Below are 16,925 nucleotides of genomic sequence, written 5' to 3'. Positions count from 1 at the left end.
CACCAGACCCCGCCCGCTCCCGGCACCCCGTCCCGAAAGGCCTCTCGTGACCGACACCCCCACCCCGTCCCGGCGCGACGCGCTCGCCCTGGCAGCCGATATCCGGTCCGGCAACACCGATCCCGCCGAGGTGCTGGAGCAGGCGGTCAGCCGCATCGAGTCGCTGGATCCGGAGCTGGGCGCCGTCGTCTCCACCCGGTTCGACGAGGCCCGGGCCGAGGTCGCGGCCGGGTTGCCGGACGGCCCGCTCCGGGGGGTGCCGATCGTCATCAAGAACCTGGGGACCGACGTGGCCGGGCAACCCGCCACCGACGGCTCCCGGTTGTTCGCGGACGTCGTCGCGACCGTCGACAGCACGGTGGTCCAGCGGTACAAGGCCGCGGGCATGATCGTGCTGGGCACCACCAACGTGCCCGAGCTCGGCAAGACCACCACCACCGAATCGCTCCTGTACGGGCCCTGCCGCAACCCGTGGGACACCGCGTACTCCACCGGGGGCTCCAGTGGCGGGTCGGCGGCGGCGGTCGCCTCCGGGATGGTGCCGGTCGCCCACGCGACCGACGGCGGGGGATCGATCCGGATCCCGGCGGCGATGTGCGGGTTGGTCGGCCTTAAGCCCAGCCGGGGCCGGGTGCCGACGTGGCCGCACCCCGCCGCGCTGGCCGCGCCGATCTCGTACCACCACGCCGTCACCACCAGCGTGCGCGACAGTGCGGCGCTGCTGGACGCGGTGGCCGGGCATGTGCCGGGCGACGCCTACGGGGCCCCGACCCCGCGGCGGCCGTTCGTCGAGGAGGTCGGGATGGACCCCGGGGTCCTGCGGATCGGGGTGATGCGCACGGCCCCCGGCCCGTTCCCGACCGACCCCGAGTGCTCGGCGGCCGTGGACCGGACCGCCGCCCACCTGACCGGCCTCGGGCACGAGCTGGTCGAGGTGGAGCTGGGCATCGACGTGATCGAGGCGATGACGGCCCTCGGCGACATCATGGGTGCGAGCCTGCGTGCGAGCATCGAGGACAGGCTCGCCGCGCTGGGCCGGGAACTCGGCGACGAGGACCTGGAGCCGTGGACCATGGCGATCCTCGATAACGCCCGCTCACTGACCGCACCGCGCGTGGCCCGCGCCCTGCAGACCGCCCAGCGCACCGGGTGGCGGGTGGCCGAGCTGTTCCGGGATGCCGGATTCGATGCGCTCCTGCTGCCCACGATGCCGGCCACCACGCCCGAGCTCGGCTTCCTCGACGTGACCGATCCGGGCTCCATGTGGACCCGGTCGTCGACGTTCTCGGCCGCCACCAGCATGTTCAACCTCTCGGGCCAACCCGCCGTCTCCCTGCCGGCGGGCACCGACGCGCGAGGCCTGCCGGTGGGGGTGCAGCTCGTGGCGGACTACGCCCGCGAGGACACTTTGCTGCGCCTGTCCGGCCAACTCGAGGCCGCGGCGCCGTGGCCGGCGGTCGCCCCGGGGTTCACCGGGTGGTGAACAGCGGGGTGCGGTGAGCCGCGCCTGCGTAGGCCAGCGCCATAGCCATAGCCAGAGCCCCGGGTCCCCGCTGTGTGCGGGGGCCCGGGGCTCAGTGCGTGGGGGGGCTCAGTGCGTGAGGGGTTTACTCCTGGACGTAGGCGCCGTCGTAGAGGACCGTCGAGGACAGGGTCGGGGTGAGCCCTCCGACGGTGTCGGAGACCGTCACGTACTGCTCGGCGTTGGCCATCACGGTGAACGGCTGTACCTCGTTGAAGACCTCCTGCAGGCGGGTGAGCGCCTCCTTCTGGGCGTCCACACCGTCGGCGGCCTTGAGCTCGTTCACCGCGGCGGTGAGCTCCGGGTCGTCGATGCCGGTGAGGTTGGTCGCGCCGTTCGGGAGCATCCCGCTGGCGAAGGCGGCCGCCGGATCGGCGTCCGTGGTGGCCAGGCCGCCGATCACGATCTCGTAGTCACCGGTGAACTGGCGTGCGGTGACCTGGGAGACCGGGGCGTTCTCGATCACGACGTCGAACCCGGCGGCGTCGAGGAGCGCCTTGGCGACCACCCCGGCCTCGATGTTCTCGGGACCGTCGGAGATGAGCATGCGCAGCGTCCCGTCCCAGTCCGGGCGGTCGGCCCGCAGCTCCTCGACGAGCGTCCTGGCCCTCTCGATGTCGTAGGCCGGTCCTTCCTGGCCGTCGTACAGACGGGAGGACTCGGCCACCAGAGCCGAGGTCGGCTGACCCTCGCCGTCGTACAGGCGCTGGTTCCACAGGTCGCGGTCCATCGCGGCGGCGACGGCCTGGCGGGCGCGGACATCGGTCAGGATGCCGTCGTACCCGGCCTTTCCGGAGTTCATGTTGAGCACGGAGCCGGAGCTGATGATCTCCTCGAAGCCGGGGACCTCGTCCTGCTGCGCCGTGGTGACGAACTGGGCACCGCGCAGGAAGCCGACCTGGACCTCGCCGGTCTGGAACGCGTCGTAGGTGCCCTGGGAGCCGGGGATGCGGATGAACTTCAGGGTCGGACAGACGGGGCCGCCGTAGTACTCCGGGTTGGGCTCGAGCACGGTCTCCTGGTCGGGGATGAAGTCGGAGACGGTGAACGCGCCGGCGCCGATCGGGTTGCTGACCCACTCCTGTGGGTCGGCGGCCTCGTAGGCGTCCCGGGGGATGACCTCGCCGATGGTTCCGGCGAGCGCGACGGGGAACCCGGACCACGGGTTGGCGAGCGTGAACTCGACGGTGAGCGGGTCCACCACGCGCGCGTCGGAGATCTGCATGGCCTCGGTCATGGCGACCGACCGGGTGGCGGGGTCCTTGTGCAGGCCCACCGTGAACGCGACGTCCTCCGCGGTGAGCGGGTCACCGTTGGAGAAGGTCACGCCGTCGCGCAGCGTCAGGGTCCACACGGTGTTGTCCTCGTTGGACTCCAGCGACTCGGCGAGCTTGGGTTCGAACTCCTCGGCCTCCGGGTTCCACACCATCAGTCGGTCGTACACGGCCGCCGACTGGGCGCCACCGCGGACGCCGTACTGACCCTGGCCGGGCGCGAAGCTGGGAAGCATGGAGAACTCGCCCACGGTGATCGTCCCGCCGGCGCGGTCCTCGGTGCAGCGCTCGGACTGGTCCGGCGCCAGGCCCTCCCCGCCGGCGGCGGCGGACGAGTCGTCCCCGCCTCCGCCACATGCGGTCAGGGTCAGGGTGGCCGCCGCTAGCACGGCCAGTGCGCTGGTGGTGCGCTTCATCGGTTCTCCTCGAGAGGGTGGTGGCACGCGACCTGGTGGCCGGGTGCGATGACGGTCAGCTGGGGGCGTTCGGCGGCGCAGATCTCGGTGGCCCGGGGGCACCGGGTTCGGAAGCGACAACCGGACGGGGGGTCGAGCGGGGAGGGCAGCTCCGAACTCGTGGCGGTGATCGGCGACTCGCCGAGCGTGTCCGCGAGGGTGCCGCCGAGTGTGGGGGCAGACGAGATGAGCAGCATCGTGTACGGGTGGGCGGGCGCCCGGTAGAGGGCGGAGGTGTCCGCGACCTCGCACACCACGCCCAGGTACATCACCGCCACCTGGTCGGCGATGTTGTGCACCACCGACAGGTCGTGGGAGATGAAGACCATCGTCAGCCGGTAGCGCTCCTTCATCTCCTCGAGCAGGTTGAGGATCTGCGCCTGGACGGAGACGTCGAGGGCGGACACCGGCTCGTCGCACACCAGCACCTCGGGTTCGAGCACCAGCGCCCGGGCCAGGGCGATGCGCTGACACTGGCCTCCCGAGAACTCCGACGGTCGCCGGTCGCCGGCGTGCTCGGGATCCAGGCCCACCGCCTCCAGCGCCGCGTCGACCCGGCGCCGGATCTCCTGGCGGCCGCCCTCGGTGCCCTGGATCTCCAGCCCCTCCGCCACGATGTCCCTGACCTTCCGGCGCGGGTTGAGTGAGGAGACGGGGTCCTGGAAGACCATCTGGATCATCTTGCGGGCCTTCTTGAGGGCGCCGCCGGACAGCGAGCTCAGATCGGTCTCGTCCACCACCACGCGGCCGGAGGTGGGCCGTGGCAGTTGCAGCAGGGCCCGGCCGAGGCTGGACTTGCCGCAGCCGGATTCGCCGACCAGCGCCAGTGTCTTTCCGCGGGGGACGTCGAGGGAGACGTCCGTGACGGCGTGGACCGTCCCCTTGCGGGTGTGATACTCGACGGTCACCCTGTCCACGACGAGCTTGCCGACGACGTTCGGACTGGTGCCGGTCATGAGGCCTCACTACTGCTGCGGTGGTGGGCGGGAACGGTCGGGTGGAGGCAGCCGACGCGGTGGACGGTGGTCTCCGTCGGGTGGGCGGTGGAGCCGGTGGCCAGGTCCTCGAGAGGGGGGTCGACGACGAGGCAGTCGTCCGCCACCCGGGGGCATCTCGGGGCGAACCGGCACCCCGGCGGCATCTCGCGCAGGTTCGGCGGGCGGCCCTCGATCACGGTGAGCAGGGTGTGCGGCGGCAGGTCCGGCCGCGGGATCGAGTCCAGCAGCGCCCCGGTGTACGGATGGGCGGGCTCGTCGAGCAGGGCGCGGGTGTCGCCCACCTCGAGGAACCGCCCGGCGTACATCACGCCGATCCGGTCGGTGTGCTGGGAGACCACGGCGAGGTCGTGGCTGACCAGGATCATCGCCATGTCGCCGTCGGCCTGCAGCGCGTGGAGGAGGTCCAGGATCTCGTGCTGCACCGTCACGTCGAGTGCGGTGGTGGGCTCGTCGGCGATGAGCAGCTTGGGTGAGCAGGACAGGGCGATCGCGATGCCGACGCGCTGGCGCATGCCGCCGGAGAGCTGGTGGGGGTACTCGGTGAGGCGTGCGCGGGGCGAGGGGATGCGGACCCGTTCGAGCAATTCGACCGCGCGGTCGGCGGCCTCCCGGCGGCTGAGCCCCAGGTGGTGTCGCAGCGGGTCGATGATCTGTCGGCCGATGGTCCGGATGGGGTTGAGCGAGGTGAGCGGGTCCTGGAAGACCATCGCGATCTCGCGCCCCCAGAACTTCTGGGCCTCACGCTGGCCCAGGGACAGCACGTCACGGCCGTCGAAACGGACCGTCGAGGCGGCGTCCACCCGGGCGGTGGTGGGGGCGATGCCCATGATCGAGCGCACGAGCATCGACTTGCCGGAGCCCGACTCGCCGACGATCCCGATGGTCTCTCCGCGGCGCAGGGAGATGTCGACCCCGTCGACCGGGGTGATCCGTCCTCCCGGGGTGTCGATGTGGGTGCGGAGGTCCCGGACCTCGAGCAGCAGATCGTCCCGGTCGTTCGACGACACGGGTCTGCGGGGTGGTGCGGCGGCGATGACGGCCTCCTCGTGATGATGATCCGGTCTAAGTCATCTACTTAATCCGTCTTGCTGTGACGAGTATCACGACATATGGTGGCTACGTCAAGACGACTAAGCAACCGCCTCAGGCGGTGTCTCAATCGAAGGGTCACTACGTGCTCAGGTTCATTGGCGAACGCGCTCTGCACGCGGTCGTCGTCGTCGTACTCGCCGCGACCGGCGCGTTCTTCCTCATGGAGGCGGTCCCGGGCGACTCCGCGGCCTCGGCCGTCGGCCCGGGTGCCACCGCGGAGCAATACCAGCTGGCCAGGGAGGAGCTGGGTCTGGACAAGCCCGTGACCAGCCGGTTCGCCGACTGGGCCGGGGGGCTGGCCTCCGGCGACCTCGGCGAGTCGCTGATCCCGCCCAACCAGCCGGTGGCGGAGATGATCGGGAACGCGCTGCCGGTCACCATGCAGCTGGCATTCCTGTCGATCATCCTGTCCCTGGCGATCGCGGTGCCGGTCGCTGTGTGGTCGGCGTACCGCCGCGGCGGGGTCTTCGACAAGGTGGCCTCGATCGTCGCGTTCGCGTTCATCTCGGTGCCCAGCTTCGTGGCGGGGCTGCTGCTGATCTACCTGGTGGTCTTCAACCACTCGCTGGCACAGCAGCTGATCCTCGGCGCGGCCGTGGTGATCGGGTTGGCGGTGGCGTTGTCACCGCTCGGTCGCCGGGGCGGGCGAGGAGCGCCCGGGGTCATGTGGGGTCGGGCCCTGCTCGGGGTTCTCGCCGTGGGTGCGGTGCTGGCGCTGCTGGCGCTTTTCCTGCCGGAGTTCCCCCGACAGGGCTATGTGCCGCTGGCCGACGGGCTGGGGGAGAACCTGCGCAGCATCGCCCTGCCGGCCATCACGTTGGCGCTGATGGAGGTCGCGATCTTCACCCGCGTCCTGCGGACCGACATGATCTCCACGCTGCAGCAGGACTTCGTCCTCTCCGCGCGCGCCAAGGGCATGCCCACGCGGCACGTCCTCGTCGCGGAGGCTCTCCGGCCGTCGACGGTCTCCATCATCACGCTCGCCGGGATCAGCCTGGGCCGCCTCATCGGCGGAACGGTGGTGGTCGAGCGGCTGTTCAACCTGCCCGGGATGGGCAGCATGATCGTCGACGCCGTCCAGAACGACAATCTGCCCGTCGTGCTGGGCGGGGTGATCGTGATCGCCGTGTTCTACGTTCTGGTCAACATGACCGTCGACGTCACGTACGCACTCATCGACCCGAGGATCCGCCGTGGCTGACACCGCTTCCACCCGCTCTGATTCCACCCGTCCCGACTCCGGGGCCCTCGTGGCCGACCCCTCCCTGGCCGCGGCCACCCCGGCGCGCCGCCGCCCGCGGCTGCCGCGGATGTCCGGGATCGGCACCGCGCTGGCCCTCGGCTGGACGATCCTCATCGTCCTGGGAGCGCTGGTGGTGGACTTCCTGCCGCTGAGCGAGGCGCGGGATCCGTCCCTGGCGCTGATGACCCCGTCCACCCTCGCGCCCGACCTGTTCACCGATCACCCCCTCGGCACCGACAGCCAGGGCCTGGACATCCTGGGAGGTCTCCTCTACGGGGCCAGGGTCTCCCTGGTCGTGGGGATCGGCGGCGTACTGGTCGGAGCCCTGATCGGCGGAGCTCTCGGGCTCGTGGCCGGCTACCGGGGCGGATGGACCGATCGCATCGTCTCCATCCTCACCGACACGCTGCTGGCGTTCCCCTCGCTCATCCTGCTCATCGCGATCGTCACGGTGCTGGACCCGACGCTGATCAACGTGACGCTGGCCCTCGGCATCATGGTGGTCCCGTCCTACGCGCGGCTCGTCCGGGCCAACGCGATGAGTTTCGCGGGGCGGGAGTTCGTCACCGCGGCGCGGTCACTCGGGGCGGGCGAGACGCGGATCATGCTGCGCGAGGTCACCCCGAACATCATCCAACCCGTCTTCTCCTACAGCTTCATGCTCGTCGCCGTCCTCATCGTGGCCGAGGCCTCGCTGAGCTACCTCGGGCTGAGCATCCCCAGGCCCGAACCCACGTGGGGCAACATGATCAGCGCCGGTCAGTCAGACTTCCAGCGAGACCCGTATCTCGTCGGGGTCCCGGCGGTCGTATTATTTCTGACGGTGCTCAGTTTCAACCAGCTGGGCGAGGCCGCAGGTCGGAAGTGGAGTCCAGGTGCAGCGAAGATCTGATCTCGGCGACAACCCGCCCGAGGAGCGCGACGGAGTGTCGATGGAGGACACCCGCGACGCCCGCGACGGGGAGGCCAGGGAGACCAAGGACGCCAAGACGGCGATGATCGAGGTCGCCGAGAAGCTGATCGGCGAGCGGGGTCTGGACGACGTCTCCATGCGTGATGTCGCGACGGCCGCCGGTCAGCGCAACAACTCGGCGGTGCAGTACCACTTCGGCAGCCGCGACGGGCTCATCATGCAGGTGTTGCGTCGTCGGCTGGTGGCACTGGACGCAAGCCGGAAGGAGCGGTTGGCGACCGCCGACGAGCAGGGCCTGGGCGCCGACCTGCCCACCCTGGTGTGGGTTCTCTTCGAGCCCATCGTGGAGCTCCTCCGGGCCCAGCCCGAGTCCACGCACTACGCGCGCTTCCTGCAGCGGGTCGGCCCGGTCATGGCACCCGGCATCCCGGAGGCGGAGCTGCGCACGGCCACCGACGACGTGGTGGTGCGCCTGATCGACGTGCTCTCCCATCTGCCGCGTCGGGTGGCGTTCGAGCGCATCGACCTGGCCACCCAGATGTTCACCGGGGCGCTGGCGGTCTACGAGGACCGCCGGGACGCCCGCAACACCGTGGTCAACACCCGGTTCGAGGACGTCGTGGCGCACCTGTACGACATGACCGAGGCCGCCCTGCGCGCCGGGGTCGGTCCGCGCGAGCGGCTCGACTCCCCGTCCTCACCCGTCGCGGACGCACCGGGATCCGAGGTCGACGGTCACTGAGGCTGCGGTCACTGAGGCGGCGGTCCCGCGCGGGAGGGGTCACACCCTCCCGCGCAGGAGCGTGCGGAAGTAGACGACCGGCTGCAGATACCGGTCGAAGGCGTACGTCAGGCGCCTCGGCCTGGTCAGATCGATCCCGCGGACGGACTGCGCGGGGCGACCGTCGCGGTCGATCTCGGCAAGCGCCAGTCGGTCGTGGCCCACGGCGATCGGGATGACCGTGTAGCCGTCGTAATGCGCGGCGCCTGTTCCCTCCCGGGCGGCACGCAGGTTGTCGGCGACCACCGCGACCTGGGTGCGCAACGCGCCTCCGGAGGGGCGGGTGCCGACGGTCGCGGCGTCGCCCAGGCCCCATACCGACTCGACGCGGGGGTGGCGCAGGGTGCGGGGATCCACCTCGACGAGCCCGGCGTCACCGCCGTCGGACAGTCCGGAGTCGGCGATGAACCGCGGCGCGCGGCTGAGCGGGGTGACGTAGGCCAGGTCGACGTTGCCGATCGTGGTGGGGTCCGGGCCGTCGAGCGTGACGGTGCGTGCGCGGTGATCGACGGCACCGACCTGCGACTGCTCGTGCACGGTGATGCCGAACTCCCGGATGGACGCCTGCAACCGCGAGTCGATCGGCTCCAGTCCGAGCAGTCCGCGGAACGGGGTCACCAGGTGCACCTCGATCCGGTCGAGGACCTCCTCGCGCCGCCACCGATCGCAGGCCAGGAACATCGCTTTGAGCACCGTTCCGCCGCAGGAGGCGGGCTCGGGCGGCACCGAGAAGACCACGGTCCCCTCGCGCTCGCGTACCAGTGCGGCGCAGGCGCGTCCGGCGTACTCGGGCACGTGGGCCGACAGCGCCCACCCGTCGATGTAGGCCTTGTCCAGGCCGGGGATCGCGTCCCAGCGCGGGGTCAGGCCGGGGCACACGACCAGGTCGTCGTAGGTGATGGTCGGGCCCTCGTCGCGGGGCCCGAGGGTGACGGTGTGGGAGTCGGTGTGGATCCGGCTGGCCGCGTGCGGGAACAACCGGACCCCGTCCGGGATGACGCGCTCCATCGGACGCTCGTACCGGCTCATCCGCGCCGCGCCGGACGCCGCGTAGTTGAGCATCGGTCGGTACCGGTGGACCGGGTTCGGGTCGAACAGTGCGATGTTCTGCCGGCCGTCGCGGCGCAGGCGCGCCGCCAGGGACACACCGGCGTTGCCGGCTCCGATGATGACGGTGTCGAACGCCGCGGACATGGTCTACACCAACTCGAACATGTAACCGACGAGGCCGATCACGACGAGAAGGACGACGAGGACGATGACCACGATCCACACGTAGGCACTCTTGTTGCCGGGCTGGGGAGTCGGACTCTGCCGCTGCGTGGGACTCTGCTTCTCCGTGGCGCTGTCGGACTGCATGGAGGTGGAGTCCGAGGCGGGGGTCTGCTTCCCGTCCGGCGAGCCGGCGCTGTCGACATCCGGGGTCTCGGCGGGATCGGGGTCTGAGGGCCGTGCGTGGGTCATGACGACACCTTTCGGATCGGCTTCTCCGTCCACGCTAGGGCGTCGCGGAGGTGCCTTCCACCGGTTCGGCCGCGCCGATGACCACGACACCGGGCCCGGCGCCCGCGCTGATCGCGGCCAGGACCCCGGCAACCGACCACGCGGTGATCGCCGACGTCCGGCCGCCCGAGTCCGGGTCGACGGCGTTCTCGAAGCGCATGTCGTAGCGGCCCATCGGTGACTCCCACTCCACCACGTGGCGGGTGTGCCGTACCCCGGGGTCGGCCACCACGATCACCTCGGTCCGGTCCAGGCCGAGCGTGGCGAGCGCCAGGGCGACCGAGGCGTTGGAGGTGCGGGGAAACTCGAGCGCAGCCTCGCGGGCGGTGCCGCGGAAGACCTCGAGTGGGGCGTCCAGCGGGTCGTCGACGCCCAGCGCCGCCGGGCTCTTGACGGTGATGTGGCGCAGCCTGGAGTGCTCGGTTCCTGCCCTGGCCGCCGCGGCGAGGACGTCCAGCCCGCCCACCGCGCCGGCAGGGACCAGGACCCTGCCCGGGCCGGCGGGGATGAGGTCGCGAGGATCCTCGTGCCGGGCGAACACCCCGCACGAGCACACGACCACGTCCTTGCCGGCCGCGGTGATCCGCGGGACGATTTCCTCGGCGACCTCGACGCCGGCGGCCTCGACCACCACGTCTGCGGTCTCGATGGCCGCGCTGATCTGGTCGTTCGAGCTGCTCGAGCGCAGGACCGCGGAGAGGCGCGTGCCGGGGACCTCACCGTTCCGGAGGGTTTCCGCCACCGCGCCCCCGATCGCGCCGGCGCCGAACACGGCCACCGACAGCGCACGCGCGCCGTCCCGCGGCCGCACGGATCTCGAGGGGGAGAGGTCAGGGGACATGGTGGGCTCACCGTACCCACGGCGGAGAGCCGCCGCAGAGTGTCGAACGCCCTGATCGACTCGTCTTTTCCGGCTCGCCCTGCAACGGCACAGTGCCGAGGAGGTGGCGTGGGCGTCGCTATCGACACTGTTGCGCACGTCACACAATGTATGTAATCCTGATCACAACTTGACACACCGTCAGGTTTATTCGACAGACCGTCCATGGCTCCCTTCTCGTGGGCGGCACCTCCGGACAAGGACGCGAGCATGGCCTTCACCCTCCCCGAGTCGAACATCCCCCTCGACATCGATTTCGATCCCGAGTACCTCCGCCAACGCTTCGAGGCGGACAAGCAGGCCCGCCTGCGCAAAGACCAGCTGGACCAGTTCCAGGGGCTTGCCGACGTGCTCGAGGTCGATGACCGCGACCCGTTCACCGAGCCGATCAACCGCGAGGCGGTCATCGAGGAGCTCGACACCCTCGTCCTCGGTGGCGGCTTCGGAGGCCTGACAGCCGGCGCGTACCTCACACGGAACGAGGTGAAGAATTTCAGGATCGTGGAGTACGGCGGCGATTTCGGCGGCACCTGGTACTGGAACCGCTACCCCGGTGTGCAGTGCGACATCGAATCGCACATCTACCTGCCGCTGCTCGAGGAGACCGGGTACGTCCCCAGCCAGCGCTACGCCGACGGTTCCGAGATCTTCGAGCACGCCCAGCGCATCGGGCGGCACTACGACCTCTACGACCGGACCTACTTCCAGACCCGGGCCACGCACGCGCAGTGGGACGAGAACGCGCAGCGCTGGGACGTGACCACCGACCGTGGCGACCGATTCCGCACCAGGGTCCTCATGCGCTCGAACGGCGCGTTGACCAAACCGCAGCTGCCCAAGGTGCCCGGCATCGGCGACTTCGAGGGCAAGATCTTCCACACCAGCCGCTGGGACTACGACTACACCGGCGGTACGGCCGCCGGGAACCTCGAGAACCTGCGGGACAAGCGGGTCGCCGTGGTGGGCACCGGCGCCACCGGCGTGCAGGTGGTGCCCTACGTCGCGCAGGACGCCGAGGAGCTCGTCGTGGTGCAGCGCACCCCGAGCGTCGTGCAGCCGCGAAATAACCGCAAGACCGACCCGGACTGGAAGGCCTCGCTGGAGCCGGGCTGGCAGTACGAGCGGCACGACAACTTCAACGGCATCATCTCCGGTCACGAGGTCGAGGGGAACATGGTGGACGACGGGTGGACGCACCTGTTCCCCGAGCTGACCGGCCAGCCCCTCGTGGATGTGCCGGTGGGCGAGCTGCCGGTGGCCGACCAGGCAGCAGTCGCCGAGATCGCTGACATGAAGCTGCTCATGGGCGCCCACGCGCGGGTGGACTCGATCGTCGCCGACCAGGCGACCGCCGACGGACTCAAGCCGTGGTTCGGCTACATGTGCAAGCGGCCGTGCTTCAACGACGAGTACCTGCAGACCTTCAACCGTCCCAACGTCACCCTGGCCGCGTCGCCGACCGGGATCGACGGCATCACCTCGACCGGAATCGTCGTGGGCGGCACGCACTACGAGGTCGACTGCATCATCTTCGCCACCGGGTTCGAGACCGGGTCCGGTCCGGCCGGCATCTATGGCTACGACGTGATCGGGCGCGACGGGCACTCGATGCAGGAGTACTTCACCGAGGGGGCCCGGACATTCCACGGGTTCTTCACCCACGGCTTCCCCAACTTCGTCGAGTTGGGCATGAGCCAGACGGCGTACTACGTCAACTTCGTGTACATGCTCGACCGCAAGGCGCGGCACTCCGCGCGACTGGTCAGGCACTTGCTGGACAACGACCTCGGGACCTTCGAACCCACGGCTGAGGCCGAGGCGGACTGGGTCACCGAGGTGCGCAGGTCCAACGAGCCCCGCGAGGCCTACTGGGGCGCCTGTACCCCGGGCTACTACAACGGTCAGGGCGAGGTGTCCAAGGCGGTGTTCCGCGACGTCTACAACTCGTCCGAGATCGACTTCTGGAACATGATCGAGGACTGGTGGAACTCGGGCCGGTTCGAGGGACTGGCCCTGACGCCGTCCCGCACGGCGAGCCCGGTCGCTTGACCTGAACTGGGGCGCCGGGCCCCGACACTAGGGTGTGAGTCATGGATTCCGGCAATTCGACGGTCGCGGCCCCCGGTGCCGACAGCGGGAGCCGCAGGCGGGTGCCGCGCGGCGAGATCCAACGACAGGGCATTCTCGACGGCTTCGAGAGGCTCTTGGAGGAGATTCCCGCCCGGGACATCTCGGTCAAGGACATCGCCGATGCCGCGGGGATCAAGCGACCGAACTTCTACTTCTACTTCGAGTCGAAGGACGACGTCCTGGGGGAGCTCGTCGGCCGGGCATGGGACGACTGGGCCCGGACCATCGGTAGCTATTATCGCAGGGCCGGCGAATCCCACGTCGCCTACTTCGACCGAGTGTTCGGGCTGTCGTACGCCGCGTGGTTGAGACGCGAACACGTGATGGTGGCCGGCATCCAGGCAACCGGGTACGACGACAAGCTCAGAGCGCGCTGGACCGCTCTGGTCGCCGACTTGAACAGGCATCTCTCGGCGCAGATGGGGCGGGACGCGACGGCCGGGTTGATCACCCCGGTGTCCGACGACCACGGGGCGCTGGCGGCGAGTCTGACGGACATGATCGTCATGGCCTTCTTCAAGGACCGCTCGCTCAAGCCCTCCGAGGCGGAGTCGGCGCGGATGCTGTCGGCCATCAGGGCGATCTGGCTGGGGGCGTGGGGGGTGGAGGGCGTCGCCTGAGGAACGAGTCCGTGCAGCTACTCGGTGCTGCCGACGAGCATCGTCGGGGAGTTCCCGAGCTTGGCGCCGTCCGCTGCCAGGGCCCGACCCTCGTCGGTGGACATCGCGGCGTCCATCGCCTCGGCGTCCGCGAAGAACAGCTGAGCCATCAGGTGGAACTCGGGCGCGGAGCCGTCCGGGCCGGGCAGGAAGCGCGTGACCTTGGTGTCCTTGAGGCCGGGCACCGCGCGGGCGAGGGGGATGTGTGTCCCGAAGTAGTACTCGTCGAACTTCTCGACGTCGTCGGGCGTGCCGTACAGGACGGTGAGGGTGATCAAGGTCGGTCCTTTCGAGGGGTGCCCGGTCCGGTTTTCCGGAGGGTGTCGCAGTGGTGATGATGCCGCAGTTCGTCGTGCGGGGTGCCGGGTCCGCCGGTTGTCGTCGGAGTCCCCGACTGTCAGCGCCGCTCGTGATGTGACACCTTGGGGCAGAGCCCTGATGCTGCGGCTCCCGGACGAGGGGCGCCGTACCCGGAGAGCGACAAGACGGCCCGCAGGAGGGGCGTCATGGCATGGGTGGTTCTTGTTCTGTCCGGGATTCTCGAGGCGGTGTGGGCGACGGCGTTGGGCAGGTCGGACGGCTTCAGCCGGCTCGGCCCGACCGTGGTGTTCGGTGCCGCACTGCTCGTGAGTATGGCCGGGTTGGCGTACGCGATGCGTGAGCTGCCCGTCGGTACCGCGTACGCGGTCTGGGTGGGGATCGGTGCCGCACCGACCGTCCTCTACGCCATGGCCACGGGCACGGAAGCGGTCTCGGTGCTGAAGGTCGTGTGTCTGCTGATGATCGTCGTCGGGGTGGTCGGACTCAAACTAGTGTGAACGGCAGTGGGCCACGTGCCCGGTACGCGTGGGCGCATCGTCCTCGACACCTTCTGAAAGGACCTGACCACTCATGACCACCATCACCACAGTCGACCGCGGACCCCGCGTCGTAGCCCGGAGCGTCACCGTGAACGCGCCCGCCGACGAGCTGTTCTCGCTGGTGAACGATCCCCGTAAGCATGGAATGGTCGACGGATCGGGAACGGTCCGCGACAACGTCAAGGGCCCGGCCACCCTGTCGAAGGGCGCCACGTTCACCACCAAGATGCGCATGTACGGCGTCCCGTACCGCATCACCTCGACGGTGACCGATCACGTCGATACTCCGGAGCGGAAGGTCGTCGAGTGGGCGCACCCCGCGGGTCACCGGTGGCGCTGGGAGTTCACCCCGATCACCGCCGACACGACCGAGGTCACCGAGAGCTTCGACAACCGGACATCGAAGCTCGGGCGGGTCATGGAGCGCGTCGGGATGGCCGAGAAGAACGCCGCCGGGATCACCGAGACGCTCTCCGGGCTCGCCGCGAAGTACGAGTCCGACCGCTGACAAGCCTGCGGCGCTCCGCGGACTATCGGCGTGTGAGCAGTAGAGGCGCCGCGACGAGCCTGGACCACGGGCCGCCGACGAACGTCAGCCCCAGCAGCCGGCTCTCGTCGAGCGTCCGGAACTCGTCCCGTACCCAGCGCCAGGGGACCGGGCCGTCGGATCCGTACGAGCAGACGACCGCCGTCCGACCGTCCAGCCACGATGCGTCCAGCGTGACACGCATCGGCAAGGCCTCGCGTACCGAACCCCGGCCGTCGTCGAGCAGGTTGACCGCCGTGCCGTCGGTGTCGAAGCGTTTGCCCCGCCACCCGGGCATCCCGCCCAGAGCTATCGCCCGCGGCGCGACCACTTTCAGCGGCGCCGGGCCGACATAGGTGATGTGGTAGTCGCCGGGCTCGGGCAGCTCTCCGGGGGACGGCGCCCGGGTGAACAGCTCGCGCAGCGCACCGAGGGAGGAGGGGAGGGGCAGGGTGTGAGGGGGCCGGCTCATGAGGCTCCGATCGTGTGGGGAGAGTTCGCGGCGCGTCGGGCGCGGTAGCGGGCGGCGAAGCGTTCGGCCATCGCCGTGATGGTCAGGCTCGGGTTGACGCCCACGTTCGCCGGGATGGCGGAGCCGTCCACCACGTACAGACCGGGGTGGCCGAAGACCTGGTGGTCGGTATCGATCACGCCGTCCGCCGCCGACTCGCCCATCGAGGCACCGCCGAGCACGTGGGCGGTGATCGATTTGCCGCCAACGCTCTCCAGCAGGAGGTTGAGCGGTCGCCCGCCCACCGAGTCGGCGAACCGGCGCGCGACCTCGTTGGCCTGCGGCAGATAGCTCGGTGCCTGCGCACCGCCCGGGGCCCGGGACCTGAGCACTCGCCGCCATGGGCGCACCGAGGAGCGCTCGAACACCAACCGGATCTCGTTCTCCACGTTCTGCATCACCGTGAACACACTCAGGCGCTCGATGAAGTTGCGGGCGGTCATCAGTCGAAGCTGCTGCCACGGTGCTCGCGCGAGGCGGGTCAGCGCCGCCCGTCTCCGCGTGGCCGGGTCCTCGCCGTCGACCAGCGGGCCCAGCTGGAAACGCATGTGCCACCCGCCGACGTAGCGGTTCTGCGTGACGTGGGTGGCCTCGTCGGGATAGAACTCACTGGAGATCGTGGGGCCGCGGGTGAGGTCCGCGTGGGGGTCGTGGGCCAGGACCGCGGTGATGGCCTCGGAGTTGGTGCGCACGCCCTCGCCAAGCCGGGGAGACACGCGGGGCAACAGGCCCTGTTCGCGGGAGCGGAACAGCAGCTCCACGGTGCCCAGCACCCCGGCGGCCAGCACCACTTCCGCGGCCCGGAAGGTCTCACCGCCGTCGGAGCGCACCTCGTAGCCGCCGCCGGGCAGTCCAGCGATGGTGTCCGCGCGCGTATCGGGACGGACGCGGGCGCCGCGCTTCTCGGCCAGCCACAGGTAGTTGAGGTCCAGGGCGTTCTTGCTGCCGTAGGGACAGCCGATCAGGCAGGCCCCGCAGAGGCGACACCCTGTGCGGTCGGGGCCCTCGCCGTCGAAGAACGGGTCCGGCACGGTGACCCCCTCCACGCCGAACCAGATGGCCATGGGTGTCGGTCCGTACGTCCCGCCGGCACCCATCGAGCGTGCCGTGGCCTCCAGATGCCGGTCCATCTCGCCGACGTGGCTGGTGGTCTCGCGGCCGAGCATGCGCGCTGCGGTCCGGTAGTGCTCGGCGAGTTCGGCGCGCCAACCCGCCGAGGATTCGGGCCAGGCGGGGTCGGTGAAGAACCCCTCCTCCGGTTCGAGCAGCACGCCCGCCCAGACGATGCTGCCGCCGCCGACACCCGCGCCGCCGATGATCCCGACGTGTCGGAGTACCCGCTGCCAGAAGAAGCCGCGCAGTCCGATCCCGGGCATCCAGAAATACCTGCGCGGGTCCGTGCGGGCGGCCAGGAGATCGTAGGGGGAATGACGACGACCTTGTTCCAGCACCAGGACCGATCTCCCGTGCTCGGCCAGCCGGAGCGCACTGACCGCTCCGCCGAACCCGCTGCCGATCACGATCACATCGGGCGCCTCTGCCCGCCCCTGGGGGCCTTGAGTCATGACGCGAGCCTAG

At 70.0% G+C, this 16,925-nt stretch carries 17 protein-coding genes and 1 riboswitch; of the genes, 8 read left to right on the top strand and 9 right to left on the bottom strand.

Annotated elements, in window-relative coordinates:
• Positions 1-46: 46 nt before the first annotated feature.
• Positions 47-1,483, top strand: coding sequence for an amidase (locus NJE57_RS16420; protein WP_319029598.1), 1,437 nt, complete (start codon positions 47-49; stop codon positions 1,481-1,483).
• 124 nt (positions 1,484-1,607) lie between these two features.
• Here the strand turns inward: NJE57_RS16420 and NJE57_RS16415 are convergent, their stop codons facing one another.
• Genes NJE57_RS16415 through NJE57_RS16405 form a run of 3 tightly spaced genes read right to left on the bottom strand, consistent with a single transcriptional unit; the run spans position 1,608 to position 5,256 of the window.
• On the bottom strand, positions 1,608-3,212 hold the full coding sequence (locus tag NJE57_RS16415; RefSeq protein WP_319029597.1) for an ABC transporter substrate-binding protein: 1,605 nt from the start codon (positions 3,210-3,212) through the stop codon (positions 1,608-1,610).
• The gene (locus NJE57_RS16410; protein WP_319029596.1) at positions 3,209-4,207 is read right to left on the bottom strand and encodes an oligopeptide/dipeptide ABC transporter ATP-binding protein; all 999 of its coding nucleotides are present in this window, start codon (positions 4,205-4,207) and stop codon (positions 3,209-3,211) included. The genes NJE57_RS16415 and NJE57_RS16410 overlap by 4 nt, the downstream gene beginning before the upstream one ends.
• Positions 4,204-5,256 carry an ABC transporter ATP-binding protein gene (locus tag NJE57_RS16405; RefSeq protein WP_319029595.1) on the bottom strand — a complete coding sequence of 351 codons (1,053 nt, stop codon included), beginning with the start codon at positions 5,254-5,256 and terminating at the stop codon, positions 4,204-4,206. Before NJE57_RS16405 ends, NJE57_RS16410 begins: the two co-directional genes overlap by 4 nt.
• A gap of 167 nt (positions 5,257-5,423) precedes the next feature.
• Between NJE57_RS16405 and NJE57_RS16400 the strand changes: the two genes are divergently transcribed.
• From NJE57_RS16400 to NJE57_RS16390, 3 genes are read left to right on the top strand one after another with little or no spacing between them, the layout of a single operon-like run.
• On the top strand, positions 5,424-6,542 hold the full coding sequence (locus tag NJE57_RS16400) for an ABC transporter permease (RefSeq protein ID WP_319029594.1): 1,119 nt from the start codon (positions 5,424-5,426) through the stop codon (positions 6,540-6,542).
• Positions 6,535-7,476, top strand: a complete 942-nt coding sequence (locus tag NJE57_RS16395) for an ABC transporter permease (RefSeq protein ID WP_319029593.1) — start codon at positions 6,535-6,537, stop codon at positions 7,474-7,476. The genes NJE57_RS16400 and NJE57_RS16395 overlap by 8 nt, the downstream gene beginning before the upstream one ends.
• Positions 7,460-8,239 carry a TetR family transcriptional regulator gene (locus NJE57_RS16390; RefSeq protein ID WP_319029592.1) on the top strand — a complete coding sequence of 260 codons (780 nt, stop codon included), beginning with the start codon at positions 7,460-7,462 and terminating at the stop codon, positions 8,237-8,239. The genes NJE57_RS16395 and NJE57_RS16390 overlap by 17 nt, the downstream gene beginning before the upstream one ends.
• A 39-nt stretch (positions 8,240-8,278) precedes the next feature.
• On the opposite strand, the gene NJE57_RS16385 is transcribed toward NJE57_RS16390, so the two are convergent.
• The 3 genes from NJE57_RS16385 to NJE57_RS16375 are packed head-to-tail and all read right to left on the bottom strand — an operon-like array spanning position 8,279 to position 10,622.
• Positions 8,279-9,472 (bottom strand): FAD/NAD(P)-binding oxidoreductase, encoded by a 1,194-nt coding sequence (locus NJE57_RS16385; RefSeq protein ID WP_319029591.1) that lies wholly within the window; start codon positions 9,470-9,472, stop codon positions 8,279-8,281.
• A 3-nt stretch (positions 9,473-9,475) separates the two neighbouring features.
• Complete coding sequence (locus NJE57_RS16380; protein WP_319029590.1) at positions 9,476-9,742, bottom strand: hypothetical protein; 267 nt, start codon at positions 9,740-9,742, stop codon at positions 9,476-9,478.
• A 34-nt stretch (positions 9,743-9,776) separates the two neighbouring features.
• Positions 9,777-10,622: an aspartate dehydrogenase domain-containing protein gene (locus NJE57_RS16375; RefSeq protein ID WP_319029589.1), complete on the bottom strand. Its 846-nt coding sequence runs from the start codon at positions 10,620-10,622 to the stop codon at positions 9,777-9,779.
• A 249-nt stretch (positions 10,623-10,871) separates the two neighbouring features.
• On the opposite strand from NJE57_RS16375, the gene NJE57_RS16370 reads away from it, so the two are divergent.
• Entirely contained in the window at positions 10,872-12,710 is a 1,839-nt protein-coding gene (locus tag NJE57_RS16370; protein ID WP_319029588.1) for an NAD(P)/FAD-dependent oxidoreductase, read from the top strand.
• Between the two features lie 41 nt (positions 12,711-12,751).
• A complete protein-coding gene (locus tag NJE57_RS16365) occupies positions 12,752-13,411 on the top strand; it encodes a TetR/AcrR family transcriptional regulator (RefSeq protein WP_319029587.1) in 660 nt (219 codons plus the stop codon).
• Positions 13,412-13,428: 17 nt separating this feature from the next.
• On the opposite strand, the gene NJE57_RS16360 is transcribed toward NJE57_RS16365, so the two are convergent.
• Positions 13,429-13,728, bottom strand: coding sequence for an EthD family reductase (locus NJE57_RS16360; protein ID WP_319029586.1), 300 nt, complete (start codon positions 13,726-13,728; stop codon positions 13,429-13,431).
• A 149-nt stretch (positions 13,729-13,877) separates the two neighbouring features.
• A riboswitch (guanidine-III (ykkC-III) riboswitch) is annotated at positions 13,878-13,945 on the top strand.
• An 11-nt stretch (positions 13,946-13,956) separates the two neighbouring features.
• On the opposite strand from NJE57_RS16360, the gene NJE57_RS16355 reads away from it, so the two are divergent.
• Both NJE57_RS16355 and NJE57_RS16350 read left to right on the top strand, forming a co-directional pair.
• Complete coding sequence (locus tag NJE57_RS16355; protein ID WP_319029585.1) at positions 13,957-14,268, top strand: DMT family transporter; 312 nt, start codon at positions 13,957-13,959, stop codon at positions 14,266-14,268.
• Between the two features lie 73 nt (positions 14,269-14,341).
• Positions 14,342-14,818 (top strand): SRPBCC family protein, encoded by a 477-nt coding sequence (locus tag NJE57_RS16350; protein ID WP_319029584.1) that lies wholly within the window; start codon positions 14,342-14,344, stop codon positions 14,816-14,818.
• A gap of 22 nt (positions 14,819-14,840) precedes the next feature.
• On the opposite strand, the gene NJE57_RS16345 is transcribed toward NJE57_RS16350, so the two are convergent.
• Both NJE57_RS16345 and NJE57_RS16340 read right to left on the bottom strand, forming a co-directional pair.
• Positions 14,841-15,308 (bottom strand): hypothetical protein, encoded by a 468-nt coding sequence (locus tag NJE57_RS16345; protein WP_319029583.1) that lies wholly within the window; start codon positions 15,306-15,308, stop codon positions 14,841-14,843.
• The gene (locus tag NJE57_RS16340) at positions 15,305-16,912 is read right to left on the bottom strand and encodes a GMC family oxidoreductase (protein ID WP_319029582.1); all 1,608 of its coding nucleotides are present in this window, start codon (positions 16,910-16,912) and stop codon (positions 15,305-15,307) included. Before NJE57_RS16340 ends, NJE57_RS16345 begins: the two co-directional genes overlap by 4 nt.
• Between the last annotated feature and the right edge of the window lie 13 nt (positions 16,913-16,925).

This window comes from Dietzia sp. PP-33 (assembly GCF_033790845.1).
Lineage (GTDB): Bacteria > Actinomycetota > Actinomycetes > Mycobacteriales > Mycobacteriaceae > Dietzia.
The sequence above is the reverse complement of the archived record's forward strand: the minus strand, read 5'-3'. Positions and strand labels throughout refer to the sequence as shown.

Coding starts and splice junctions, on each gene's coding strand:
- NJE57_RS16415 (WP_319029597.1), bottom strand. CDS start 3,212: ATGAAGCGCACCACCAGCGCACTGGCCGTGCTAGCGGCGGCCACCCTG.
- NJE57_RS16410 (WP_319029596.1), bottom strand. CDS start 4,207: ATGACCGGCACCAGTCCGAACGTCGTCGGCAAGCTCGTCGTGGACAGG.
- NJE57_RS16385 (WP_319029591.1), bottom strand. CDS start 9,472: ATGTCCGCGGCGTTCGACACCGTCATCATCGGAGCCGGCAACGCCGGT.
- NJE57_RS16380 (WP_319029590.1), bottom strand. CDS start 9,742: ATGACCCACGCACGGCCCTCAGACCCCGATCCCGCCGAGACCCCGGAT.
- NJE57_RS16375 (WP_319029589.1), bottom strand. CDS start 10,622: ATGTCCCCTGACCTCTCCCCCTCGAGATCCGTGCGGCCGCGGGACGGC.
- NJE57_RS16370 (WP_319029588.1), top strand. CDS start 10,872: ATGGCCTTCACCCTCCCCGAGTCGAACATCCCCCTCGACATCGATTTC.
- NJE57_RS16365 (WP_319029587.1), top strand. CDS start 12,752: ATGGATTCCGGCAATTCGACGGTCGCGGCCCCCGGTGCCGACAGCGGG.
- NJE57_RS16355 (WP_319029585.1), top strand. CDS start 13,957: ATGGCATGGGTGGTTCTTGTTCTGTCCGGGATTCTCGAGGCGGTGTGG.
- NJE57_RS16350 (WP_319029584.1), top strand. CDS start 14,342: ATGACCACCATCACCACAGTCGACCGCGGACCCCGCGTCGTAGCCCGG.
- NJE57_RS16345 (WP_319029583.1), bottom strand. CDS start 15,308: ATGAGCCGGCCCCCTCACACCCTGCCCCTCCCCTCCTCCCTCGGTGCG.
- NJE57_RS16340 (WP_319029582.1), bottom strand. CDS start 16,912: ATGACTCAAGGCCCCCAGGGGCGGGCAGAGGCGCCCGATGTGATCGTG.